Origin of the sequence: Ramlibacter sp. WS9 (assembly GCF_003797765.1) — a bacterium.
Lineage (GTDB): Bacteria > Pseudomonadota > Gammaproteobacteria > Burkholderiales > Burkholderiaceae_C > Ramlibacter.
In genome coordinates this window covers 88,130-111,097 of sequence record NZ_RKMB01000010.1, presented here as the reverse complement: position 1 = coordinate 111,097, position 22,968 = coordinate 88,130, and the positions used below count along the sequence as shown (strand labels likewise).

22 protein-coding genes are annotated in these 22,968 nt (G+C 63.3%); 15 read left to right on the top strand and 7 right to left on the bottom strand.

Annotation, left to right across the window (positions count from 1 at the left end; translation table 11 throughout):
• Window positions 1-109 precede the first annotated feature (109 nt).
• A complete protein-coding gene (locus EEB15_RS16590; RefSeq protein ID WP_158290140.1) occupies window positions 110-826 on the top strand; it encodes a GntR family transcriptional regulator in 717 nt (238 codons plus the stop codon).
• Between the two features lie 36 nt (window positions 827-862).
• Here the strand turns inward: EEB15_RS16590 and EEB15_RS16585 are convergent, their stop codons facing one another.
• From EEB15_RS16585 to EEB15_RS16565, 5 genes are all read right to left on the bottom strand, one after another.
• Window positions 863-1,300 carry a hypothetical protein gene (locus tag EEB15_RS16585; RefSeq protein WP_158290139.1) on the bottom strand — a complete coding sequence of 146 codons (438 nt, stop codon included), beginning with the start codon at window positions 1,298-1,300 and terminating at the stop codon, window positions 863-865.
• Window positions 1,297-2,928, bottom strand: a complete 1,632-nt coding sequence (locus EEB15_RS16580; protein ID WP_199236556.1) for a GMC family oxidoreductase — start codon at window positions 2,926-2,928, stop codon at window positions 1,297-1,299. The genes EEB15_RS16585 and EEB15_RS16580 overlap by 4 nt, the downstream gene beginning before the upstream one ends.
• Window positions 2,929-2,931: 3 nt before the next feature.
• Window positions 2,932-4,092, bottom strand: coding sequence for an MFS transporter (locus EEB15_RS16575; protein WP_233259516.1), 1,161 nt, complete (start codon window positions 4,090-4,092; stop codon window positions 2,932-2,934).
• A gap of 111 nt (window positions 4,093-4,203) precedes the next feature.
• Window positions 4,204-4,623, bottom strand: coding sequence for a hypothetical protein (locus EEB15_RS16570; RefSeq protein WP_141510980.1), 420 nt, complete (start codon window positions 4,621-4,623; stop codon window positions 4,204-4,206).
• Window positions 4,620-6,290 carry a GMC family oxidoreductase gene (locus EEB15_RS16565; protein WP_141510979.1) on the bottom strand — a complete coding sequence of 557 codons (1,671 nt, stop codon included), beginning with the start codon at window positions 6,288-6,290 and terminating at the stop codon, window positions 4,620-4,622. The genes EEB15_RS16570 and EEB15_RS16565 overlap by 4 nt, the downstream gene beginning before the upstream one ends.
• A gap of 303 nt (window positions 6,291-6,593) precedes the next feature.
• Here EEB15_RS16565 and EEB15_RS16560 point away from each other — a divergent pair, with 303 nt between their 5' ends.
• Both EEB15_RS16560 and EEB15_RS16555 read left to right on the top strand, forming a co-directional pair.
• Window positions 6,594-7,352: an amidohydrolase family protein gene (locus EEB15_RS16560; RefSeq protein ID WP_233259515.1), complete on the top strand. Its 759-nt coding sequence runs from the start codon at window positions 6,594-6,596 to the stop codon at window positions 7,350-7,352.
• Entirely contained in the window at window positions 7,349-8,629 is a 1,281-nt protein-coding gene (locus tag EEB15_RS16555; protein ID WP_141510978.1) for an alpha-hydroxy acid oxidase, read from the top strand. The genes EEB15_RS16560 and EEB15_RS16555 overlap by 4 nt, the downstream gene beginning before the upstream one ends.
• Before the next feature lie 44 nt (window positions 8,630-8,673).
• On the opposite strand, the gene EEB15_RS16550 is transcribed toward EEB15_RS16555, so the two are convergent.
• Complete coding sequence (locus EEB15_RS16550; protein ID WP_141510977.1) at window positions 8,674-9,594, bottom strand: LysR family transcriptional regulator; 921 nt, start codon at window positions 9,592-9,594, stop codon at window positions 8,674-8,676.
• Window positions 9,595-9,758: 164 nt separating this feature from the next.
• On the opposite strand from EEB15_RS16550, the gene EEB15_RS16545 reads away from it, so the two are divergent.
• The 8 genes from EEB15_RS16545 to EEB15_RS16510 all read left to right on the top strand — a co-directional run bounded on the left by EEB15_RS16545 (window position 9,759) and on the right by EEB15_RS16510 (window position 15,220).
• Complete coding sequence (locus EEB15_RS16545) at window positions 9,759-10,403, top strand: NADPH-dependent F420 reductase (RefSeq protein WP_141510976.1); 645 nt, start codon at window positions 9,759-9,761, stop codon at window positions 10,401-10,403.
• 8 nt (window positions 10,404-10,411) lie between these two features.
• Window positions 10,412-11,158 (top strand): SDR family NAD(P)-dependent oxidoreductase, encoded by a 747-nt coding sequence (locus EEB15_RS16540; protein WP_233259514.1) that lies wholly within the window; start codon window positions 10,412-10,414, stop codon window positions 11,156-11,158.
• A 39-nt stretch (window positions 11,159-11,197) separates the two neighbouring features.
• Entirely contained in the window at window positions 11,198-11,641 is a 444-nt protein-coding gene (locus tag EEB15_RS16535) for a nuclear transport factor 2 family protein (protein WP_141510974.1), read from the top strand.
• Window positions 11,638-12,399, top strand: coding sequence for an SDR family NAD(P)-dependent oxidoreductase (locus tag EEB15_RS16530; protein WP_141510973.1), 762 nt, complete (start codon window positions 11,638-11,640; stop codon window positions 12,397-12,399). The genes EEB15_RS16535 and EEB15_RS16530 overlap by 4 nt, the downstream gene beginning before the upstream one ends.
• An 18-nt stretch (window positions 12,400-12,417) precedes the next feature.
• Window positions 12,418-13,185, top strand: coding sequence for an SDR family NAD(P)-dependent oxidoreductase (locus EEB15_RS16525; RefSeq protein ID WP_141510972.1), 768 nt, complete (start codon window positions 12,418-12,420; stop codon window positions 13,183-13,185).
• A gap of 150 nt (window positions 13,186-13,335) precedes the next feature.
• A complete protein-coding gene (locus EEB15_RS16520) occupies window positions 13,336-13,719 on the top strand; it encodes a DoxX family protein (RefSeq protein ID WP_141510971.1) in 384 nt (127 codons plus the stop codon).
• Window positions 13,720-13,793: 74 nt separating this feature from the next.
• On the top strand, window positions 13,794-14,378 hold the full coding sequence (locus EEB15_RS16515) for an NADPH-dependent FMN reductase (RefSeq protein ID WP_141510970.1): 585 nt from the start codon (window positions 13,794-13,796) through the stop codon (window positions 14,376-14,378).
• Window positions 14,375-15,220: a pirin family protein gene (locus tag EEB15_RS16510; protein ID WP_141510969.1), complete on the top strand. Its 846-nt coding sequence runs from the start codon at window positions 14,375-14,377 to the stop codon at window positions 15,218-15,220. The genes EEB15_RS16515 and EEB15_RS16510 overlap by 4 nt, the downstream gene beginning before the upstream one ends.
• Before the next feature lie 18 nt (window positions 15,221-15,238).
• Here EEB15_RS16510 and EEB15_RS16505 read toward each other — a convergent pair whose 3' ends face one another.
• The gene (locus tag EEB15_RS16505; protein ID WP_199236555.1) at window positions 15,239-16,276 is read right to left on the bottom strand and encodes an AraC family transcriptional regulator; all 1,038 of its coding nucleotides are present in this window, start codon (window positions 16,274-16,276) and stop codon (window positions 15,239-15,241) included.
• A gap of 127 nt (window positions 16,277-16,403) precedes the next feature.
• Between EEB15_RS16505 and icmF the strand changes: the two genes are divergently transcribed.
• From icmF to EEB15_RS16485, 4 genes are read left to right on the top strand one after another with little or no spacing between them, the layout of a single operon-like run.
• On the top strand, window positions 16,404-19,703 hold the full coding sequence (gene icmF / locus EEB15_RS16500; protein WP_141510967.1) for a fused isobutyryl-CoA mutase/GTPase IcmF: 3,300 nt from the start codon (window positions 16,404-16,406) through the stop codon (window positions 19,701-19,703).
• A 23-nt stretch (window positions 19,704-19,726) separates the two neighbouring features.
• Window positions 19,727-20,017 (top strand): hypothetical protein, encoded by a 291-nt coding sequence (locus EEB15_RS16495; protein ID WP_141510966.1) that lies wholly within the window; start codon window positions 19,727-19,729, stop codon window positions 20,015-20,017.
• The gene (locus EEB15_RS16490; RefSeq protein WP_141510965.1) at window positions 20,014-21,810 is read left to right on the top strand and encodes an acyl-CoA dehydrogenase; all 1,797 of its coding nucleotides are present in this window, start codon (window positions 20,014-20,016) and stop codon (window positions 21,808-21,810) included. The genes EEB15_RS16495 and EEB15_RS16490 overlap by 4 nt, the downstream gene beginning before the upstream one ends.
• 22 nt (window positions 21,811-21,832) lie before the next feature.
• The gene (locus tag EEB15_RS16485; protein ID WP_141510964.1) at window positions 21,833-22,831 is read left to right on the top strand and encodes an acryloyl-CoA reductase; all 999 of its coding nucleotides are present in this window, start codon (window positions 21,833-21,835) and stop codon (window positions 22,829-22,831) included.
• Window positions 22,832-22,968 lie beyond the last annotated feature (137 nt).

Genomic DNA, 22,968 nt, shown 5'->3' with positions numbered 1-22,968 from the left:
GTCTCGCAACAGCAACGATCGGCCATGCCGCGCTGGGTTCGCAGCATTTTTTTGGGGCGCGATTGTATAATCACTCTCTATGGGATTTCAACGAGAAAGTGAATTAATCATGCCTGAAACCTTGAGGGAATCGGTGAGCCTTCAAGAGTTCGTCGTCAACGAAATCAAGCAATCCATCATCTTTGGCCGGCTGCGTCCTCGCGAGCGCTTGATCGAAGACGACTTGATCGCAAAGTACGGCGCCTCGCGCCACCAGATCCGTGCGGTGTTCGTTGAACTTGAAAAGATAGGTGTAGTTACCCGTCGGGCTAACAAGGGCGCCATTGTTCGCGACTTCACCGTAGAAGAAGTCGAGCAGCTATATGAGATGCGCGGACTGCTTCAGTCCGAAGCCGCGAAGCGGATCCCGCTTCCCCTGAATCCTGAAATTCTCTCCAGGGTCGAAGAGATTCACCAGCGCTATTGCAACGCTATCGATCAAAACCAGCTGCAGCGGGCTTGCACGACGAACAACGAGTTTCACCGTGTGGTATTCGACGCGTGCAACAATAAACCGCTCGCTGACATGATCCAGCGGCTCTGGACAGAAACCCTCGCGATTCGTTGCTACGCTATCGGCGACCCCGTGTTGCTGGCGCGCTCACGCGGTGAGCATCAAGAGATGATCGATGCTCTGCGAAAGGGTAATCGCAAGGAGCTGATTCGCCTTTCGGTGGACCACATCTGGCCGGCGTTCGAAGCTTACAAGCGCGCGCATGGCGGTTGGGCCGCATCGGCCATCGAATCGCACCCCGCCATCACCCGAGAAGTGGCGGAGGTCGGTTAGGTAGGGGCCTTCGCCCCCGTGCTCGTACCAGGTCCCTCAGGCGGTTTGCGCCTTCGGCGTTTTCCGAAAGATCGGCCCGCGGTCCTGGACAACCTTGAGCATGCCATTTGACACGTACTCCGGGACCGCATCCGCATCGAACGCCCGGCTTTCCTGCCCTGGATATCCGATCAAGTCTTTCACGACAGCTGCCATGTAGTAGGCCGACGACGCGATCAAGCCGATGGCGGCGAGCGCGGCGGAGTCCTCGCGGTTCAAGTCTTCAGCGGCAGTTGCGGGAGCCTGGCCCTTTGCCCTTTCGATGCCCCGGAAGAACGCTTCCGAAAGGTCCGGGCGGAGGCCCAGGATGCGGTCCAGGTTTTGCTCGTTCGCTACGCCCACCGAGCTTGCCGCCGGCATCCCTTCTGCGGCGGGAATGAGAACATCCGCGATGCCGGAAAACGTCATGCGGACCTCGTCGTCGATTTTGCTCATGCGGCCACCTTCTGGTTGTAGCGTTCAGCGATCAGGTGCTTGACGGCGCGAAGCGCGATCGCGGTAATGGTCGCTGTCGGGTTGAATCCGGACGATGTCACGAAGACACTCCCGTCGTAGATGAACAGGTTCGGAACGTCGTGGGATTTTCCCCACTGGTCGACCACTGACGTCCGGGGGTCAGTGCCCATGCGTGCCGTGCCCATCAGGTGCCAGCCGCAGTCCCTCATCAGCGGTGTCACCGTTATGCCGATCGCACCCGCCGCGTTCATCGCTTCCTTGGCGCGCTCCAGGTGAAAGTCGATCATTCGATGAGTATTCTCGGAATTCCTGTAAATGACCCGTGGCGCGGGCACACCGTCGCTGTCGGTCAAGCTTTGGTCAAGCACGACCCGGTTGGCCTCTTCGGGAAGATCCTCTGCAATGATTCCCCACTCGAACGATCGCCCGAATGTCCGCTTGGTGCTCCTGTGGAGGTTCGCGCCCCATGCCTCCTCCAGTGGCTTCCCACCGTAAGCGGCCCGCATGCCCAAAGGCCCGCCGCTCGGCATCACCTGCCATTTCGCTCCACGCACGAAGCCCCGGCTCTTGTCGGTCTCATAGAACTGCATGGATTGGATCGTCTGGCCCGCCGGGCCGAGCCAGCTCTCCAGATCCTCGTCGAAGTTCCCTGACACCGCGGCATAGGGATGCATCATCAGATTCTTGCCGACGAGTCCGGACGAGTTGGCGAGACCGTCGGGAAAGCGATTCGATTTCGACAGCAGCAGGAGCCGAGGGGTACCGATGCCATTGCCGCAAACGATGACGACCTTGGCTCGCTGCTCGATTTCACGGCCGTTTCTGTCGACATAGATTGCGCCGGTGGCAAGGCCTTCGTCGTTGACCAGAATTTCGCGCACGCGCGCGCCGGTGATGAGTTCGGCGCCATTTTTCAGTGCGTGTGGCCAATGGGTGTGGTCGGTCGATGCCTTCGCCCGCTCGGGACAACCGGTCAGGCACGTGCCGCGCCTGACGCAGGCGTTCCGGCCGTCGTAGTCCTTCGACGGAATCGCGTTGGGACCAGGCCACCAATGCCAGCCCAGCTTGTTCATGCCCTCGGCCGCTTTCATACCGATTTTCCCGATGGGAAGTGGCGGGAGCGGCGGCGCGTTGCCGGGCGGATATGCGGGATCGCCTGCGAGTCCCGAGACGCCCATTTCGACTTCCATCTCGTCGTAGAAGGGCTCCAGGTCTTCGTACGTGAACGGCCAGTCGTCGGCAATGCCATCGAGAGTCTTCACCTTGAAGTCCGACGGCATGAATCGCTGCCAATGCGCGGCCCAGAGGATGGTCGAGCCGCCCACGGCGCTGTACATCAGCGGATTGACGTCCGACTGCGACGTCTCCACGGGGTAATCCGCTTCCAGGTCGCGAACATTCGGGTTGGGATGCCAGCGCTTCTGGGACATCAGTTCCCATTCGGGTTTGTCGCCCCAGAACTCGCCGTTGTCGACTTTGGGCCCCTGTTCAAGACAGACTACGCTAAAGCCTGCCGCCGAAAGGTGTTTTGCGGCCACTGAGCCTGAGGCGCCGGCGCCGATGATCAGCGCATCCGCAACTTTTAGGTTCATTCTGATCTTTGACAAGATTCATTTTCCTTTCGTGAGCAATGGGTCAGAGGTGGGCACGACACGCACTCGGACAGCACGTGCTTCGCGGGTGAAGAGCAACAGCGCGGAAAGTGGAAAGGTGATTGCGATCAGGCAACTGAGTTGCCACCCTCCCGCGGCCAGCGCGATGCTGGCGCAAGCCGAACCTACCGCACCACCGGCAAAAAAAATCGCCGTATAGAGCGCATTCAGCCTGCTGCGAACGGCTGGCTCGAGCAGCGAGATTGCACGTTGCCCGAGGACAAGGCAGGACCAGACACCGATGTCGAGCAGGACTGCGCTGGCGATCATCAGCGGAATGGATCCGTCCCTCGCAAGCCAGGCAAACAGGCAGGCGATGGCCGCGGCAGAAAGAGCGATTCCGGTCGCCAGTTGTGCCTTGCCTGCGTCAGCCACCCGCCCGGCCAACGGAGCGGCGATGGTGCCTGTGACCGCGGCAAGCGCGAAGAGCGTGACCTCACCGTGGCTCATGCCGAATGGAGCGCCGGAGAGCACCAATGGCATGGAAGTCCAGAACAGGCTGTAGGCAGCGAAGAGCGCCGCCTGGTATGCAGCTCGCCTGCGCAGCACCGGTGTGTCGCGCAAGAGGGGCCAAAGCGATCCGATGAGGTTGAAGTAGGAATTCGAGGCCGAGACACGGTGCGCCGGCAAACGTCGCATCAATACGATGGCCAGCACGAACATGCCCACAGCTGCTGCGATAAAAACGGCACGCCATCCGAATGTGCTCGCGATGAGGCCGGCCATGGGCCGGGACAGCATGATGCCCGCGAGAAGTCCGCTCGTGATGCTGCCGACCACACTTCCGCGAAGCGCCGGCGAAGACAAGTGCGTTGCCATCGGGATGATCATCTGGACGACGACCGAGCCAATACCAATCAGCAGCGATGCGGTGAGAAATCCGAGAACCGAACCGGCCTGCGCTGCAAGCACCAACGCAAGGCAGGCCAGCGCGAGCGTCCCCACGATCACCCGGCGGCTCTCGAAGCGGTCACCAAGAGGCACAAGCAGGATCAGCCCCGCACAGTACCCGACCTGTGCAAGTGTGACGATGAAGCTCGAAAGCGCGGGACTCAACCCGATGTCCGGCGCGATGGTGCCGATCAGGGGCTGGGCGTAGTAGATGTTGGCGATGCTCATGCCGCACGCACAAGCCATCAAGCCCAGCATCCATCGCGAGAGCCCTGCGGCAGAAGTCACGGCAGCCATAGCGCGCGGCTTGCTTTTGCTAGTCGAATCGGGCCGTCCGCTTCACCTCGGCGTCGGCCTGTAGATGGGGCCACGGCGCGCAACGCGCTCGAGGGTTCCATCCAGGAGGTATTCCGGCGTCTCGTGCGCGTCGTATGGCGGGCTTTCCTGGCCCGGGTAGCCAATGACCAGCCGCACGGTGTCCGACATGTAGTAGGCACCGGTTGCCGCAAGCGTGAAGGCGTCGAACGCAACCCTGTCATCGCGGTACAGCGCGTTGATCGCCTCACTCGCTCCCCGGTCGCGACAGAATGCGATTGCCCGCATGATCCCATCGGTGAGGTCGGGGCGGGCTTTCATCACCTTGTCCAGGAGCTGGTCCTGGACACCGACGGTGCTCGCGGCGGGCTTGTTCTCCCAGGCGGGAATGACGATGTCCGCGAGTGCGGCAAATACTGTCCTGTCGTTGTCTGTCAACATCATGCGGCCCTCACATTGCGGCGTTCATTGATCAGGTGTTTCGTCTGCCGAAGTGCGACGGACATGATCGTTGCGGTCGGGTTCAGTCCCCCCGAAGTCGGAAACGTCGAACCATCGAAGATGTAGAGATTCGGGATGTCGTGGGTTTGCCCCCACTGGTTCACAACGGACTTCTTCGGGTCATTGCCCATCAGGCATGTGCCCAGCAGGTGCCAGCCCGTGTCGGGCATCTGGTGCACGACCTGGGTCTCTATGGCGCCCGCGGCGTCTGCGGCCTCGAGGCAGCGATCCACATGGAATCGCAGCATCTTGGTCGAGTTGTCTGATGTCTTGTAGAACAGCTTCGGCGCGGCGATGCCGTCACTGTCGGTCATTTCGGGATCGAGCTCGACGCGATTGGATTCTTCAGGGAGATCCTCGCCGATGATCCCGTAGACCATCATGTGGTTGAAGCGCCTCTCGACCAGTTTGTGCAGGTTGACGCCCCAGGAATCTTCTACCTTGCCGCCCTCGCCCGCGAAAACTTTCGTCCCGACAAACGATGTCGCGCCCAGCGGACCGCCCCCAGGCATCACCCCCCACTTCGCGCCTCGCTTGAAGCCGCGCTTTTCGTCCGATTCGTAGAACTGGAACGAATCGACCATCTGCCCGAAAGGGCCCTGCCAGCTGTCCAGCGGATCATTGAAGACGCCCAGCACGGCCGAGAAGGGATGCATCATCAGGCGCTTCCCGACGAGGCCCGACGAGTTGGCAAGACCATCCGGAAACTTGGCGGTCTTGGAGAGTTGCAGCAGCCGCGGCGTGCCGATGCCATTGGCGCACACGATGACAATGCCGGCGTTCTGACGGCGTTCGCGGCCGTTGGAATCGATGTACACGGCGCCCGTCGCCATTCCGTTGTCGTCGACTTCGATTTTTCGCACCCGTGCGCCGGTGATGAGGCGTGCGCCATTCTTGAGCGCATGGGGCCAATATGTGATGTCCGAAGTCGACTTCGCGCCCTCCGGACAGCCCGTCATGCAGGTACCCCGGCGCACACAGGCATTCAGGCCGTTGTACGGCACGGACGGAATAGCATTCGTGCCCGGCCACCAGTGCCAGCCAAGCTTGTCGAAGCCTTCTGCCGCCTTTCGGCCTACCTTGCCGATGGGCAACGGCGGCGTCGGGAAAGCGCTTTGCGTCGGGTAGACCGGGTTACCCGGCAGCCCGGAGACCCCCACCTCACGCTCGACTTCCTCCAGGTAGGGAAGAAGATCCTCATACGTGAACGGCCAATCGTCGGCGATGCCGTCCAAGGTGCGAACGCGGAAGTCGGAAGGCAGGAACGGAGTCCAATGGCCCGCATACAGCGTGGTCGAGCCCCCGACGCCCGCGAACATCAGCGGATTGATGTCCGAGCTGCTGGTGTTGATCGGGTAGTCGCGCGGCAAATCCCGGACGTTCGGATTGGGGTGCCACTGTTTTTGCGCCGCCAGTTCGAATTCGGCTCCCCTACCCGGGAAATTGTTCGCATCGGGCCAGTTCCCTTGCTCGAGAGTCACGACCGAAAAGCCGGCCGCCGATAGATGCTTCGCGGCGACGGAACCTGACGGACCAGCGCCGATGATGAGCACATCCACTGCCTCACCCTTTTTCGGTGGAGCGGACACGCTTCGCTCTTCTACTGCCATTGCTTGTCTCCTGTTGTATTGGGCGCGGCGCCCCGGTTGCTATGGACTAGCGCTCATGTTGACACCAAGCCAGATCGGTCAATATGATTGTCAATAATTTCATTAATAATATTGGACAACCCAAAGAGGTGTCAATACGCCGACCCCTTCGTTTTCCCTTAGGAGACTCCCTTGCAACACACAGTGGCACCGCCTTGTCCAGCCCCGCCGGAGGATCAGCGGCGTTCATCGCGACTTGTGGTGCCTCCCGGCGCAGTCGACACGCACGCCCATGTGATTGGTTTGCCTCCGGCATATCCGTTCGTGAACGACAGGTCGTACACGCCCCCGGCGGCAACTGCCGAGCAGTACCTCTCCATGCTGGACGCCGCGGGCATGGCCTACGGCGTGTTGGTGCAAGTGAGCGTCCATGGCATCGATAACCGGCTGATGCTCCAGACGCTGCGAAGCAATCGCACCCGCTTGCGCGGCATCGCTGTCATGCCATTGGGGCTGCCGGAAAGCGACTACGCGGACGCGAAGGCGGCCGGCGTGGTCGGACTTCGGCTCAACGACCTCTATGGCGGAGGAATCGACTTTAGCCAGTTGCGCGAATATGGGGCGCTGGCCAAGGAGATGGGGTGGCATCTTCAGTTCCTCCTCGATGGCAGGCAGTTGCCACGCCTGGCCCCGGAAATGTCGAAGCTGCCGGTTCCCTTCGTTGTCGACCACATGGGCCACTTCGAACTTGCCGGCATGACCGTTGACGACACGAACTTTCAAACACTGGTAAGTCTGGTCCGTGATGGTGGGTGGGTCAAGCTGTCAGGCGCATATCGCCAGTCTGCCCTGGAGCCGCCGTACGAAGATACGGTGCCGTACGCGCAATGCCTGCTGGACGCGGGGCCATCGAGATGCGTCTGGGGATCGGACTGGCCCCACGTCGCCAACTGGAAGACGATGATGCACGTCCACGATCTGCTCGATACGTTGGCGCTGTGGGCGCCGACACGCGCGCAGCAGCACGCGATCCTTGTCGACAATCCGTCCGAGCTGTACGGGTTCGAACGGGCACCTCGATGACCACGCAACTTGGGTTGCCTCAGCCCGAACATTCGCCGGTCCAGCCCGAGGCCCCGAATGCCTGGAAGGCATTCAACGGTGCGCGCGCATCGGGACCATTGGCCCGAGTGCTGGCCCTGGAAGACTTCGAGCCTCTTGCCAGGGCAAGGCTGCCCCGCGCGATCTTCGGCTATGTCGCCGGCGCCGCGGAGACGGGGACCAGCTTCAGGGACAACAGGCAGGCGTTCGCCGAGTGGGGCTTTGTTCCCCGCGTGCTTCGCAACGTCGCGCGCCGCAGCCAGCGCACCACCCTCTTCGGCAAAGAGTACGCGACGCCATTCGGCATCGCTCCGATGGGCATCGCTGCCTTGTCGGCGTACGAAGGCGACCTGGTACTCGCCCGCTCGGCCGCGCACGCGGGCATCCCGTTCATCCTGAGCGGAACATCGCTCACCCCGGTCGAGAAGGTCATGAGGGAGGCGCCCGACAGTTGGTTCCAGGCCTACTTGCCGGGTGACTCGGCGCGCATCGACGCTTTGCTTGACCGCATCGAGCGCGCCGGGGTCGGCACGCTCGTCGTCACGGTCGACATTCCCGTCGCCGGGAACCGGGAGAACAACATCAGGGCAGGCTTTTCCACCCCGTTGCGGCCGAGCCTCAGGCTTGCCTGGGACGGACTCACCCGGCCGCGCTGGCTGATCGGAACGCTCGCCCGCACACTCCTCAACGGGATGCCGCACTTCGAGAACTCATTCGCGGAGCGTGGCGCCCCCATCATCGCGAGGAATGTCGATCGCGATTTCTCGGAGCGAGACCACTTCGACTGGACGCACATCGCCCGGATTCGCCGCCGATGGCGGGGCAACCTTGTCATCAAGGGTGTGCTGAGCCCCGAGGATGCCGCCATAGCGCGCGACACAGGCTCCGATGCGGTCATCGCGTCAAACCATGGCGGAAGGCAACTTGATGGTGCCGTCTGCGCCTTGCGCGTGCTTCCCGAAATCGTGCGCGCTGCTGGGCCGATGCCGGTCATGCTAGACGGCGGTGTGCGGCGCGGAAGCGACGTCCTCAAAGCCATCGCGTTGGGTGCGCGGCTTGTTTTCGTCGGCCGTCCATTCAACTTCGCCGCAGCCGTCGCCCGCGATGCCGGAGTCGCGCACGCAATTGCATTGTTGCGCGATGAAGTCGACAGGAACCTCGCGATGCTCGGCGTCAGCACGCCGGCCGATATCGATCGCGGACATCTCCTCGACCTGAGCCGCAGTCGCACCTCGAGCTTTGGCACTCCGTGGGCCTAGGCAGCACCACCTCGCGCCTCAATGGCGCAGCGCTTCGAAAAGATCTACGTGCTCCGCGAGGTATGTGCCGCGTCCCACGCTCTCAGCTTCTCGATGGCAAGCTCGATGAACGCCGACACGGCCAGAGGCAAATGCCGTCGACTTGGGTAGAGAACATTCAAGCCATGGCCGGTGCATTTGTACTGCGGCAGCACCGGCAGAAGGAGTCCCGATTCAAGGTCGAGCCGGCTGATGGCGTTGGGAAGAACGGCAATTCCCAGCCCGGCCAATGCAGCCTTGCGCAGCGTCTGCGCCGTATTGCCACTGAAGCGCGAGGTGACTTGAACCTCGTTGTGCACACCATCCGGCCCGGCCAGCCGCCACGTCATGCGTCCGCCGGGATGGCTGAAGGTGATGCAGTCGTGAGCCACCAGATCTTGCAGCACGGCGGGTGCGCCACGGGCTGCAATGTAGGCGGGGCTGGCTACCATGCCATCGCCTGGATTGGGTAGGACTTGACGGCCCACAAAACCCGAGTCGAGCATCGGCCCGCCGCGAAAGGCAACATCGATCCGCTCGGCGATCAAGTCGACCCTTTCGTCACTGAGCACGAAATCCAGGCGAATCCTCGGGAAGGCGGCCAGAAAATCCGCGACCCACTCCATCAGAAAGACATCAAAAAAATCCGCAGCCGCCGCGACGCGCACCAGCCCATTGGGCTCGTCGCTGCCCGTCATCAGTTCGTGTCCCGCATCGGTGAGACCGTCCACCGCATCCGCACACCGCGCGTGAAACGCTTCGCCGGCACTGGTGAGCGTGAGCTTGCGGGTGGTGCGTTGGAGCAGCCGGGTTCCCAGTGTTTCCTCAAGCTCCTGGATGCGCCTGCTCACCGTGTTGGATGGCAAACCCAGACGCCGCGCCGCCGCGGCAAAGCTGCCGCTGCGAACCACTTGCACGAACATTGCAATGTCATTGAGATCGAGCATGGCGCGAATCCTATCAGCACCTCGTTCGCGGCTCTTCTACCGATTCACACGAAAACTGGACGAGTCCAATACGCTCGGGCTGTCTAGTCACCCCGGGGCTGCGTCCCTATTCTTCTGTCTCGCAACCGCAATGTCGGAACACCAACTTCAAAGAGGATCAACACATGACTATCGGCATCATCGGCTCTGGCGGCCTCGGCTCGAACGTGGCACGGGCACTCGCCAAAAAAGGCCTTTCCGCCACGATTTCCAATAACCGCGGGCCGGCGTCGCTCGCCCCTCTCATTGCAGAACTGGGCTCGACCATCAAGGCGGGCACCGTCGCCGAAGCCGCAAGCGCGGACATCGTCCTGGTCGCGGTGCGCTGGATCGATCTCCCCAAGGCACTGGGCAGCCTGCCGGCCTGGAACGGGCGCATCGTCATCGACGGCACCAATCCGGTTGAGTTCCTCGATCCCAACTCGCCCGACGCGAAGGACCCGACCAATCCGCTCGCTGCCTACGGCATCAAGGCCATCGATCTGGGCGGGCGGCACTCCACTGAGGTCTTCCGCGAATTCGTGCCGGGCGCACGTGTCGTGAAAGCGCTCAACCATCTCGATGTTCAGGTTCTGGCGCAGCCTGAAGTGTCAGGTGGCCAGCGCGTCCAGTTCTACTCCGGCGATGACGCCGCGGCGAAGGCCGAAGTGCGAAAGATCCTCGAGGCGATCGGCTACTTCCCGGTGGACTTGGGCTCGCTCGACGTTGGCGGCCGATTGGCCCAACTTCCTTTCGGCGCGCTGTCTGCAACTAATTTCATCAAGATCTAACAGGGGCAATGATGGCCAATCCGGGGACTCACCAGAACCGTGTGGCCGTTGTCACGGGCTCCGGGCGCGGCATTGGGGCCGCCATTGCAATAGCGCTCGCAAGCCGCGGCGCGAAGGTCGTCGCCGTCGACCTACAGCCGCCCACGGCAACGGTCGCGGCCATCGGGCCGGCCGCTGTAGGTGTCGCGGCCGACGTGTCCGATCCGGATGGATGGTCCGCCATTGCCCGAGCGGCGGAGCAAGCCTTCGGCAATGTCGACATCGTCGTCAACAATGCCGCGTACTACCCCAACCACTCGATCGAAGACCTCGACCTGGAAACGTGGCGCAAGACCATGTCGGTCAATCTCGACGCCCAATTCCTCTCCGCCAAACAGTTCGTCCCTGGCATGCGCCGCAACCAATGGGGGCGCTTCGTCGGCATCTCTTCGAATTCGATCGGCTTGACGGTCAAGGGCATGAGCCACTACATCGCTTCGAAGATGGGCATCGTCGGCTTCATGCGCGGCCTGGCCAATGACGTCGCGAATGACGGCATCACCTGCAACGCGGTGCTCCCTGGCCTGACGCACACCGTGGCTACAGAGGCCCAGGGTGAAGAACAACGCCGTGCGACATGGCAGGCGCAAGCCATTCAGCGATTCGCGGAGCCGGAAGAGATCGTCGGGCCCGTTCTGTTCCTCACGACCGACGACGCCGCCTTCATGACCGGCCAGGCGCTGGTGGTCGATGGCGGGCAATACCGGGTGGGTTAGCACCCGCCCCTACCCCAAAAATCAACGTTGGAGCCAATGATGAGCAGCACCCCCACCGCCGTCGAACTGTTGCGGCGCAGCCTGGACACGTTTCTGGCCAAGGACATGAAGGGCTGGACCGACCTGTGCGACGAGAACGTCGTCGCCGAATTCCCGTTTGCCCCCGAAGGCTCGCCTGCCAGGCTGGAAGGCCGCACGGCACTCTACGAATACCTGCGCAACTATCCCTCGGTCATCGATGTGCGCACCATCCCAGCCCTGCGTACCTACTCGACCAGCGACCCCAATGTGGCCATCGCGGAGTGGAGCGCCTCCGGGCGCGTCCTGGCCAACGGAAATGCCTACGAGATGAGCTACGCCACCTTCGTCACCTTCCGGAACGGCCTCATCGTCAACTACCGCGAGTACTGGAACCCGTTAGCGTTCGCCGCCGCGATGAGCGGTGTGCAGTTCCATGACGGCAAGGATCCCGCCGCATCATGAAAGGGCGATTGCAAGACAAGGTCTGCGTCATCACAGGCACCGGCGGCAGCATCGGGCGTGCGGCGGCACTGCGCTTCGCGGAAGAAGGAGCGTGGGTCGTCGGGTGCGATACCAACGCAGCCGCGGCCGAGGAGACAGTCGAGCTCGTCGCGGCGGCCGGGGGACGGATGGTCTCGCTGGCGCCCGCCGATCTCACGACGATGGCCGGCTGCCAGGCGCTTGCGGACTTCGCCGTCGGCGAATATGGCCGCATCGACGTGCTGTTCAACAACGCCGCGATGGCCCACTTCAACTGGATCGAAGACATCACCGAAGAAGAGTGGCGCCGGAACACGCGCGACGAGGTCGACATCGTTTTCTTCATGACGAAGGCTGCGTGGCCGCATCTGAAAAGCAGCGGTGGAACGATTGTCAACACGGCCTCGCTGACCGGTTGGCGCGTCTTCCGCACGCTGGGCGGCCTGGCCCACGCCACCGCCAAGATGGGGATCATCGGCATGACCAAGCAGTTGGCGATGGAGGGCCGCGAATATGGCATGCGTGCCAATTCGATCTCGCCCGGCGTCATTGAGACGACGCAGACACGCGAGCAGTTGAAGGACAAGGAATGGGCCGACTACATGCTGGGCAAAACCTTGCTCGGGCGCCTCGGCAAGCCCGGTGAAGTCGCCAACGTGGCGGTTTTTCTTGCATCGGACGAGAGCTCTTTCGTGACCGGTATCGACATCAAGGTCGACGGCGGCATGGCCGTCTGGTGAGCACAACAAGGACACAACGTGACCCCAAATACAAGCAAGATTGCGCTGGTGACCGGCGCAAGCCGAGGGCTCGGCCGCAGTACCGCCTTGGCCCTCGCGCAGGCCGGCGTCGACGTCGTGATCACCTACCGTGGACAGGCGGCCAAGGCGCTCGAAGTGGTGCGCGAGGTCGAGCGGCACGGCAGGAAGGCGGCCGCGATCCAGCTGGATACCTCCGACACTGCCTCCTTCCCGGCGTTTGTCGGTCGCCTGCGCGAAAGCCTGATGGCGAGCTGGTCCCGCGAACAAATCGACTTTCTCGTCAACAATGCCGGCGTGGGGCTAGCGGCCCCCTTCTCCCAGAGCACTGAAGAGATGTTCGACCAGCTGATGGCTGTGCACCTGAAGGGCGTCTTCTTCCTCACCCAGTCGTTGCTGCCCGTCATTGCCGACGGCGGCCGTATCGTGAATCTCTCGAGTGGACTGACACGCTTCTCGCTTCCGGGTTACGCCGCGTACGCGATGATGAAAGGCGGCATCGAGGTCCTCACGCGGTACCTGGCCAAGGAACTGGGGCCACGGGGCATCGCCGTCAATACCGTCGCGCCGGGCGCCATCGAAACGGACTTCGGCGGCGGCGCGGTGCGCGACAACGCGAATCTGAACAACATGATCGCCAGCCAGACCGCGCTCGGCCGCGCAGGCGTGCCCGATGACATCGGCCCGATGATCGCCGCGCTGCTATCCGATACCCACCGGTGGGTCAATGCGCAGCGAATCGAGGCCTCGGGCGGCATGTTCCTCTGAGTCCGGCATGCGGTTGGTGCGGATTGCCAGGAAAAATGGACGGGTGAAATCCGATTGCACCGTCTAGTCGGTGAGTGGCGTCGATCCTATCCTTCGTTCATCGGTTTCAGACACCGATCAATCCAAACAACCAACAACAGGACATCGAAAATGATCACCTCATCGCCGCTCTCTAAAACACAACGCCGCGTTGTCTGGGGCATCCGCATTCTTCTCGCGCTGGCTTTCGGCGCAGCCGGATTCGCCAAGCTGACCGGCGCGCCACAGATGGTCCAGGTGTTCGAAGCCATCGGCGTCGGCCAGTGGTTTCGCCTGGTCACCGGTTTCGTCGAAATCGTGGGCGCTGTCCTCATCCTCGTACCCGCGACGGGCTTCTTCGGGGGCGCCTTGCTGTTCGCAACCATGGTCGGGGGAGTGGCAACGCATCTCTTTCTGATCGGCGGCAATCCCTTGCCGGCCCTGGTACTGGGTGCTCTGGCCGCCTTCGTGGCCTGGCGATTGCGCCCCGTCTCTCTGATGGCGGCAGCGCGCTGACCCAGGCGTTGCCTGCGCCCCCTCTCTTTGCCCACCAGTCACTTCCCCACCCTTACTCTATTCAGGAGCACCTCATGACCTCAGCACAACCCCGCATCGGCATCGTCATCGGTTCGACCCGCGAAGGCCGCTTCGGCGAAAAGCCCGCGCACTGGATTCGCGACATTGCCAACAAGCGCACCGACCTCAGCTTCGAATTGATCGATCTGCGCGATCACCCCCTGCCCTTCTTCAACGAGGCGCTGCCACTGGCCTATGCGCCGGCCAAGAACGAAGCCGCACGACGCTGGGCCGACAAGATCGCCACGCTCGATGGCCTCATCGTGGTCACGCCCGAGTACAACCATGGCCCGAGCGCCGTCCTGAAGAACGCGTTCGACTATGCCTTCAAGGAATTTCACCGCAAGCCGATCGGCTTCGTGGGTTATGGCGGCGTCGGTGCGGCACGCGCCATCGAGCAGCTGCGGCTGGTGGCCGTCGAACTGCAGATGGCGCCGGTGCGCAATGCGGTTCACGTCGGCATGGTCGAGTTCATTGGCCTCTTGCAGCAAGGCAAGAGCTTCGACGACTATCCACACCTGGGGCAGTCCGCGACCGCAATGCTCGACGACATCGCCTGGTGGGCCAAAGCACTGACAACGGCAAGAGCGGCCGCATGACCTCCGCCGTCGCCACCGCCACCACAGCGCGGGCCATCGTTCACCGCACGCGGGGCAGCACTCATGGACCGATCACGCGGCTTGTGAGTCCGAGCGACCTGGGCGAGTTCCTGAAGCCGTTCGTCTTTCTCGACCTCTTCAGCTCCAACGGCACGGGCGACGCCGGCGGCTTCAGCATGCACCCGCACTCGGGCATTGCGACGGTCACATTCCTGATCGATGGCGACGTGATCTATGAAGACACGACCGGCAAGAAGGGCGTGCTGCCCGCGCGCGGCGTTGAGTGGATGCGCGCCGGCAACGGCGTGTGGCACACCGGCAGACCCGTAGGCCAATTGCCGATGCAGGGGTTTCAACTCTGGGTTGCATTGCCGGCGTCGCAAGAGAACGCACCCGCGGAAAGCCTTTACCTGGCCCCGTCAGAGGTTCCCCAGGAAGGCCCCGCGCGCGTATTGCTCGGACGCTACGGAGAGGCGAAGAGCCCCATTCCGGCACCCTCGAACATGAACTACCTCGCCGTGCGTCTGAACGACGGGGAGCGCTGGCGCTACACGCCGCCCGCCGGCCACGACGTGGCGTGGCTGGCAGTCAATGCGGGGCGGCTCGAGGTGGACGGCCCTGTGGTCGCAGGCGAACTGGCCGTGTTCGAAGAATCGGGCCAGGCCATCGACTTCGTTGCGCACGGCTCCACATCCTTCGTGCTGGGTTCGGCGGTGAAACACCCGCATGACCTGGTCATGGGTTACTACTCGGTTCACACGAGCAAGGCGGCCCTTGTCCAGGGCGAAGCCGAGATTCAGCGCATCGGCGATCAGTTGCGGCGCGAAGGCCGGCTGGGCTAGGTGCAGCGACAGCCGCGGTCAGGGGCGTGAGCCGTTCAACCCGACTTGGCGGCGGCGATACTCCCCTGGCTGCAATCCGTTCCAGCGCTTGAACGCCCGGTGAAATGCACTGGCATCCTGGAAACCCAGCTGGAATCCGATCTCGTCCACGCTCAGGGCGCTGCTGCACAACGCGTCGATGGCCGTGTCGCTGCGCAACCGGTCCTTGATCGCCTGGTAGCTTGCGCCTTCGGCTTCCAGCCGGCGGCGCAGCGTGGTCGCCGTCGTGCCGAGTTCGCGCGCCAGATCGTCGAAGACTGGCCAGGCTGCCGGGTCGGACAGCCCGCTGCGCAACCGCCGCCGAATCCGCGCGCTCCAGCTGTCCTCATTGCGGTACTTCAGGAACACGGACTGAGGCGCGTTCCGCAAGAAGTGCTGCAGGGTCGCCGCCGTCTGCACCACCGGTGCGCCCAGGACCCCGCGGTCGAAACTGAAGCAGGTTGCCAGCGCGTCGAAACTGAGGTTGTGGGAGTACATCAAGGTGTACTCCCGCGCATACGACGGGCGTGGGTGCGCGAACGAGACGTGATCCAGCGCGACACGCCGCCCGACCAGCCAGCACATCAGTCCGTGCAAGAGAATCATGAGGGTCTCGTCGGCGAAGCGCCGCTTGACGGGGTCATCGATGCGATTGGAAATCCGGACCACGGCTGCGGACCCTTCGACACGCAGCTCGCCGGCGACGTCGTCCAGAAAGAGTCCGAAGCCGCGCAGGGCCCGTTTCAAAGCACGCTCGAGGGTTCCGCAGGAGATCGCCGCCTGGCACAGCAGTGAAAAGCTGCCGACCTTCATCGCGCGGCGATCCAGCCCGAAGAACTCGTCGTCCAGCTCTCGCGCCACGGCCAACCAGAGCGCTGAATAGGCCGACGCCGGCACCCTGGCATTGGGTGCCGCCAGCAGTTGCGCCGGAATGCAGGCCAGTCCCAAGGCCCGCTCCGCGGCCGCCGGGCTGAGGCTGGCGACGGCCGCCTTGACGAAGTACATCGACACGGTGTGCTTCTCGCCGGCTTCGCTCATGACGTCAGTTGCTGCGGACCATGCCGCGATTATCCCGCTGGAAGTGGCAAAAACCGCCATTCATCTGGGCGTGAAGGCCATGGCGCTGGGCGCCCCCAGTGCATAGAGTGCGAATTGGAGACACACCATGACCAACCTAGCCGCCGACTACCAAGCCCTTGCCAACTACCGCCCCGCGCACAAGGTGCGCTTCGTCACTGCGGCGAGCCTCTTCGACGGACATGACGCCGCGATCAACATCATGCGCCGCATCCTTCAGGGGATGGGTGCTGAAGTCATCCATCTGGGCCACAACCGCAGCGTCGATGATGTCGTCACGGCCGCCTTGCAGGAGGATGTGCAGGGCATCGCGGTCAGCTCCTACCAGGGCGGACATGTCGAGTACTTCAAGTACATGGTGGACTTGCTGAGGGAACGTGGCGGCGGCCATATCCAGGTGTTTGGCGGTGGCGGCGGCGTCATCGTGCCCGCGGAGATACAAGAGCTGCACGACTACGGTGTCTGCCGCATCTACAGTCCCGAAGACGGGCAGCGCATGGGCCTGGCGGGGATGATCGGCGAGATGGTCGTGCGCTGCGACCGCGATCTGACGCCTCATGCGCCGCGGGAAATGCAGCAGATCCAGGGCAACGGCGAGCAGAACTGGCGGGCCCTCGCGCAACTGATCACGGCCATGGAGAACGGGGACGTGGAAGCCGAGATCCTGCAGGCCATCCGCTCGGAGGCAGGCACATGCCACACGCCAGTGCTCGGCATCACGGGGACAGGCGGTGCCGGCAAGTCGTCGCTGACAGACGAGCTGGTGCGGCGGCTGCGCCTGGACCAGGACGACAGCCTGCGGGTGGCGGTGATCTCGATCGATCCGTCACGGCGCAAAAGCGGGGGCGCACTGCTTGGCGACCGCATCCGCATGAACGCCATTGGCCCCTGGCAGCAAGGGCCGCGCGTGTTCATGCGATCGCTGGCCACGCGCGACTTCGGCAGTGAAATCTCCGCCGCACTGCCGGATGTGATCGCAGCCTGCAAAGTCGCTGGGTTCGATCTGGTGATCGTGGAGACGTCGGGCATCGGCCAGGGTGACGCGGCGATCGTGCCGCACGTGGACGTTCCCATGTACGTGATGACCCCGGAATTCGGCGCCGCCAGCCAGCTGGAGAAGATCGACATGCTGGACTTCGCCGAGTTCGTGGCGATCAATAAATTCGACCGGAAGGGCTCTCTGGATGCGTTGCGCGACGTTGCCAAGCAGGTTCAGCGCAACAAGGAAGCCTGGGGCCAGCCGCTCGAGGTGATGCCGGTTTTCGGGACCATGGCGGCGCGCTTCAACGACGACGGCGTCACCGCGCTGTATCACGCGTTGAAGCCGCGGCTCGCCGAGCTGGGTCTCTCCCTGCAAGACGGGCGGCTGCCGGCCTTGAGCGTTCGCCACAGCACCAATCAAACCCCCATCGTCCCGAGCGGCCGCGCCCGATACCTGGCGGAGGTTTCCGACAGCGTGCGTGGCTACAAGCGCAAGGCACGGCAACAGGCAAAGCTGGCGCGCGAAGTGCAGCAGCTGCGCGACGTCCGGATCATGTACGAAGGCAGCTTTGCACAGACCGAGCCCGAGCCCGTCGGCGAGCGGCTGGAGAGCCTGGCCACGCTGCGCGAACAGCAACTCGATTCTGCAGCGCGCAAGCTGGTGGCCCAATGGCCCGATCTGCAAAAGGCCTACGCGGGCGACGAGTACGTGGTGAAAATCCGCGACAAGGAAATCCGCACAAAGCTGACGTCCAAGTCACTGTCCGGCACAACCATCCGCAAGGTCAGCCTGCCGCAATACGAAGACCACGGCGAGATCCTCAAATGGCTGATGCTGGAAAACGTGCCTGGCAGCTTCCCCTACACCGCGGGGACCTTCGCCTTCAAGCGCGAAGGTGAAGACCCGACCCGCATGTTCGCCGGCGAGGGCGACGCCTTTCGCACCAACAGGCGCTTCAAGCTGCTCTCGTCCAACATGCCGGCCAAGCGGCTGTCGACCGCCTTCGACTCCGTCACACTGTACGGCAACGACCCGGACCTGCGCCCCGACATCTACGGCAAGGTCGGCAACTCGGGCGTGTCTATCGCGACGCTCGAGGACATGAAGGTGCTGTATTCGGGGTTCGACCTTTGCGACCCGGCCACATCCGTCTCGATGACCATCAACGGTCCGGCGCCCACGATCCTGGCCATGTTCATGAACACAGCCATCGACCAGAATCTGGAAAAGTTCAAGGCCGACAACGAACGTGAACCTACCGACACGGAAGTCGCCAAGATCCGGGAGTGGGTACTGGCGAATGTGCGCGGCACGGTGCAGGCCGACATCCTCAAGGAAGACCAGGGCCAGAACACCTGCATCTTCTCCACCGAGTTCAGCCTCAAGGTGATGGGCGACATCGCCGAATACTTCGTGCACCACGACGTGCGGAACTTCTATTCGGTGTCGATCTCGGGCTACCACATCGCCGAAGCCGGAGCCAACCCGATCTCGCAGCTGGCGTTCACCCTGTCCAACGGCTTGACCTTCGTCGAGGCCTATCTCGCGCGGGGGATGCACATCGATGACTTCGCGCCCAATCTGAGTTTCTTCTTCTCTAACGGCATGGACCCGGAATACACGGTGATGGGCCGCGTGGCCAGGCGCATCTGGGCCGTGGCCATGAAGGAGAAGTACGGCGCGAACGAACGCAGCCAGAAGTTGAAGTACCACATCCAGACATCGGGCCGCAGCCTGCACGCGCAAGAGATCCAGTTCAACGACATCCGCACCACGTTGCAGGCGCTGATCGCGATCTACGACAACTGCAACTCGCTGCACACCAATGCCTTCGACGAGGCCATCACCACGCCGACCGAGGAGTCGGTGCGGCGAGCCATGGCGATCCAGCTCATCATCAACCGCGAATGGGGCTTGGCGAAGAACGAAAACCCGAACCAGGGCGCCTTCATCATCGACGAGTTGACCGAGTTGGTGGAAGAGGCTGTCTTGTCCGAGTTCGAACGCATCGCCGAGCGCGGCGGCGTGCTGGGCGCGATGGAGACCGGCTACCAGCGCGGCCGGATCCAGGACGAGAGCATGCACTACGAGATGCAGAAGCACACCGGTGAACTGCCGATCGTCGGGGTGAACACCTTCCGCAATCCGCATGGCGATACCGTGCTGGAGAAACTGGAGCTGGCCCGCTCCACCGACGAGGAAAAGCAGAACCAGCTCAAGCGCCTGCACGACTTCCAGGCCCGCAACGCAGCTGCCGCGCCAGCCATGCTCGAGCAGCTGAAGCAGGTGGTCATTGCCAACGGCAACGTGTTCGAAGTGCTGATGGACGCGGTTCGCGTCTGCTCGTTGGGGCAGATCACCGGTGCGTTCTTCGAGGTCGGCGGGCAGTACCGCCGGAACATGTGAGTGACGGAACGTCGCGGGCGGCCGTGCGCGATCTGAAGCGCACGATTCGCCTTGGGCTCTCTGCCGGAGGAAGCGCCGGGCTCGCCTCCGCGAGGGAATCCGCAGTGGCGCTGCTGGAGCACAGCGTCAGGAAGGAGCATGAACGGCTGGCCCTCCTGCGGCTGGGCGATGCGATTCGCATGGGCGCGAACATAAGAGCCGACGTCTGGCGCTATTGCGAGGCGGTTGCGAATCGGCGCCCGGACGTCGTTTCCCGGGCGATTCTCGCCATGCGCTTGCCGGCCGCAACGAATACAACGGAGCAAACGAGATGAGTGAGTATGCAGCGCCCCTGAAAGACATGCAGTTCGTACTGCGCGAGCTATGCGGTTTTTCTGATCTGGCGCCGCCGGCAGGAAGCGAGGACCTGACGGAGGAACTCGTCACCAGCATCCTCGAAGAGGCCGGGAAGTTCGCGGCCGGCGTCCTCTCCCCCTTGAATGGGGTGGGAGACAGGGAGGGTGCGCGATGGCAGGACGGCGCCGTCCACACCGCCACCGGCTGGAGGAACGCCTATGGTCAGTTCACCGCGGCGGGATGGAACGCCATGTCCTGTCCGTCTGAATTCGGCGGACAGGCGCTCCCTCGTCTCGTCTCCGCCCTGGTCGAGGAGATGTGGAACGGTGCAAACGTCGCGTTCGCGCTTTGCCCCATGCTCACGCGCGGCGCCATCGAAGCGATCGAACTGTGCGGGACCGCCGAACAGAAGGCGGTGTACCTTCCGCGATTGATCAGCGGCGAATGGACCGGCACCATGAATCTGACTGAACCCCAGGCGGGCTCGGACCTGTCGGCCGTTCGCACCCGGGCTGTGCCACAGCCGGATGGCAGCTACCGGCTGCACGGGCAGAAGATCTTCATCACCTACGGAGAGCACGATCTCACGGCCAACATCGTCCACCTGGTGCTTGCGCGCACGCCGGATGCGCCGGAGGGGGTCAAAGGCATCTCCCTGTTTGTGGTTCCGAAGTTCCTGGTCAACGCGGACGGTACAGCGGGCGCGCGCAACGACGTTCGCTGCGTCTCCATCGAGCACAAACTGGGCATCCACGGCAGTCCTACCGCCATGCTGGCGTTCGGGGACGGCGAAGGCGCCATAGGCTGGCTGGTGGGCGAAGAGAACCGCGGCCTCGAGTACATGTTCGTGATGATGAACGCGGCCCGCTACTCCGTGGGCCTCGAAGGGGTCGGCCTTTGCGAGCGCGCCTACCAGCGGGCACGCGACTACGCGCGCGACCGCACGCAAGGCTCCGAGCTCGGCGTTGCAAGCCGGGCGAAGGTTGCCATCGTGCGCCATCCTGACGTACGGCGCATGCTGCTGCAGATGAAGTCGCGCACCGAGGCGCTGCGTGCGCTCGCATGCGTGATTGCGGCCGCCACGGATGCGGCGCGATCCAGCGCCGATGCGCACGATCGCAAGCGGCATCAGTCGTTCGTCGACTTGATGATCCCCGTCCTCAAAGGATGGAGCACGGAGACCTCCGTGCTGGTCACGTCGCTGGGCATCCAGGTCCATGGCGGCATGGGCTATGTCGAAGAAACCGGTGCCGCCCAACACTTCCGCGACGCGCGGATCACGCCGATCTACGAAGGCACGACCGGCATTCAGGCAGCCGACCTCATCGGCCGAAAGATCTTGCGCGACGGCGGCGTCGCCGCAGGGAGTGTGTTCAGCCAGATGAGCCAGACCCAGGCGCAGTTGGCGCGGAGCGACGACGAGTTGCTGTCATCGGTAGCAGTGCGGTTGGCCGAGGGTATTGCCGCACTGCGTGCATGTGTGGCGTTCATTCTGGCCAGCTCGCCGGTGGATGCCCGAGTGCCGGCGGTGGGTGCCGCCCCCTTCCTCGAGTTATTCGGGATCGTCGCCGGAGGTTGGCAAATGGCCCGCGCCGGTTTGATCGCCCAGCAGCGCATGCAGGAAGAAGGCGCCGACGTCGCGTTCCTGCGCGCCAAGCAGCTGAGCGTCAAGTTCTACGCGGAACACGTGCTCAGCCAGGCGCCGGGGCTCGCACAAGCCGTGCTTCATGGCGCAGCTGCCGCACTCGAGTACCCTGATGAAATCTTCTGAATCGTTCGATGAAGGAATGCATATGAAACAGTCCAACGGCAGTTTTGACGCCTACCTCATCGAAGGAAATCCTGGCGCAGTGCAGTCCCGATTCACGCGCCTGAATGTCCAACAGCTGGATGCCGGCGAGGTACTGGTGAGCGTCCGCTACGCCAGCGTCAACTACAAGGATGCGTTGGCGGCAACCGGCCAGGGGCCGATCATCCGCCGGTTTCCTTGCGTCGGCGGTATCGACGCCGTCGGCGTCGTGGAGACCTCCGGCAGCCCGCGATTCCGGCCGGGAGACCGAGTCATTGTGCACAGCCACGGCTTCGGCGTTTCGCACCATGGCGGCTACGCCGGGTATGCGCGAGTGCCCGCCGACTGGGTCAACGCCATCCCGCCCGGCCTGAGCGAACTGGAGACCATCACCATCGGCGTCGCCGGCTACACAGCGGCGCTCGCGATCGACCTGCTGGAGCTCAATGGGGCCTCACCGGCACGCGGCAAGGTGCTGGTGAATGGTGCGACGGGCGGCGTCGCCAGCATCGCCATCGACATCCTGTCGCAGCGCGGCTACGACGTCGTAGCGGTGACCAGCAAGGCCGACCAGTCCAGCTATCTGAAAGAGCTCGGCGCCGCCGAAGTCATCTCGGCGCGCGAGTTGCCGCCGGCGACACGGCCGTTGGAAAAGTCACAGTGGGCCTTTGCCATCGATTCGCTCGGAGGCGAACCGCTGGCAGCCCTCACGCGCACGATGCACAAGGACGGCGTGATCGCCAGCATCGGCAATGCCGCAGGCATGGAACTGAACACCAGCGTCATGCCTTTCATCCTGCGCGGCCTGCGGCTGATCGGCGTCAACTCGGACAACGACCACGGTTTGCGCGAGCGAATCTGGCGCCGCCTGGACACGGACCTGCGTCCGCGACACCTGGCCCGCATCGCGCGAGTTGAACCGTTCGAGTCGCTGCCCCAGGTGATGCAGGACGTGCTGGCCGGGCGGCGCACCGGACGCGCAGTAATCGCCGTTCGGCCCTGACGCGACAGCAGCACTTGCGTCGCAACAGCGACGCGGGTCGCCTGCGTACACGTGCGGCCGCTACCGCACAAAAACATAGTCGCCCGACTATGTCTGCAGCCACGATTTTGAATTAGACCGCCAACAACGCGGCCCCT

What these genes read in the sequence shown, in the direction of transcription:
- EEB15_RS16490 (WP_141510965.1), top strand. Translation starts at nt 20,014, where the DNA reads ATGAGTGAGTATGCAGCGCCCCTGAAAGACATGCAGTTCGTACTGCGC.
- EEB15_RS16520 (WP_141510971.1), top strand. Translation starts at nt 13,336, where the DNA reads ATGATCACCTCATCGCCGCTCTCTAAAACACAACGCCGCGTTGTCTGG.
- EEB15_RS16545 (WP_141510976.1), top strand. Translation starts at nt 9,759, where the DNA reads ATGACTATCGGCATCATCGGCTCTGGCGGCCTCGGCTCGAACGTGGCA.
- icmF (WP_141510967.1), top strand. Translation starts at nt 16,404, where the DNA reads ATGACCAACCTAGCCGCCGACTACCAAGCCCTTGCCAACTACCGCCCC.
- EEB15_RS16540 (WP_233259514.1), top strand. Translation starts at nt 10,412, where the DNA reads ATGATGGCCAATCCGGGGACTCACCAGAACCGTGTGGCCGTTGTCACG.
- EEB15_RS16575 (WP_233259516.1), bottom strand. Translation starts at nt 4,092, where the DNA reads ATGAGCATCGCCAACATCTACTACGCCCAGCCCCTGATCGGCACCATC.
- EEB15_RS16530 (WP_141510973.1), top strand. Translation starts at nt 11,638, where the DNA reads ATGAAAGGGCGATTGCAAGACAAGGTCTGCGTCATCACAGGCACCGGC.
- EEB15_RS16505 (WP_199236555.1), bottom strand. Translation starts at nt 16,276, where the DNA reads ATGAGCGAAGCCGGCGAGAAGCACACCGTGTCGATGTACTTCGTCAAG.
- EEB15_RS16590 (WP_158290140.1), top strand. Translation starts at nt 110, where the DNA reads ATGCCTGAAACCTTGAGGGAATCGGTGAGCCTTCAAGAGTTCGTCGTC.
- EEB15_RS16570 (WP_141510980.1), bottom strand. Translation starts at nt 4,623, where the DNA reads ATGATGTTGACAGACAACGACAGGACAGTATTTGCCGCACTCGCGGAC.
- EEB15_RS16555 (WP_141510978.1), top strand. Translation starts at nt 7,349, where the DNA reads ATGACCACGCAACTTGGGTTGCCTCAGCCCGAACATTCGCCGGTCCAG.
- EEB15_RS16565 (WP_141510979.1), bottom strand. Translation starts at nt 6,290, where the DNA reads ATGGCAGTAGAAGAGCGAAGCGTGTCCGCTCCACCGAAAAAGGGTGAG.
- EEB15_RS16550 (WP_141510977.1), bottom strand. Translation starts at nt 9,594, where the DNA reads ATGCTCGATCTCAATGACATTGCAATGTTCGTGCAAGTGGTTCGCAGC.
- EEB15_RS16535 (WP_141510974.1), top strand. Translation starts at nt 11,198, where the DNA reads ATGAGCAGCACCCCCACCGCCGTCGAACTGTTGCGGCGCAGCCTGGAC.
- EEB15_RS16485 (WP_141510964.1), top strand. Translation starts at nt 21,833, where the DNA reads ATGAAACAGTCCAACGGCAGTTTTGACGCCTACCTCATCGAAGGAAAT.
- EEB15_RS16515 (WP_141510970.1), top strand. Translation starts at nt 13,794, where the DNA reads ATGACCTCAGCACAACCCCGCATCGGCATCGTCATCGGTTCGACCCGC.
- EEB15_RS16585 (WP_158290139.1), bottom strand. Translation starts at nt 1,300, where the DNA reads ATGAGCAAAATCGACGACGAGGTCCGCATGACGTTTTCCGGCATCGCG.
- EEB15_RS16510 (WP_141510969.1), top strand. Translation starts at nt 14,375, where the DNA reads ATGACCTCCGCCGTCGCCACCGCCACCACAGCGCGGGCCATCGTTCAC.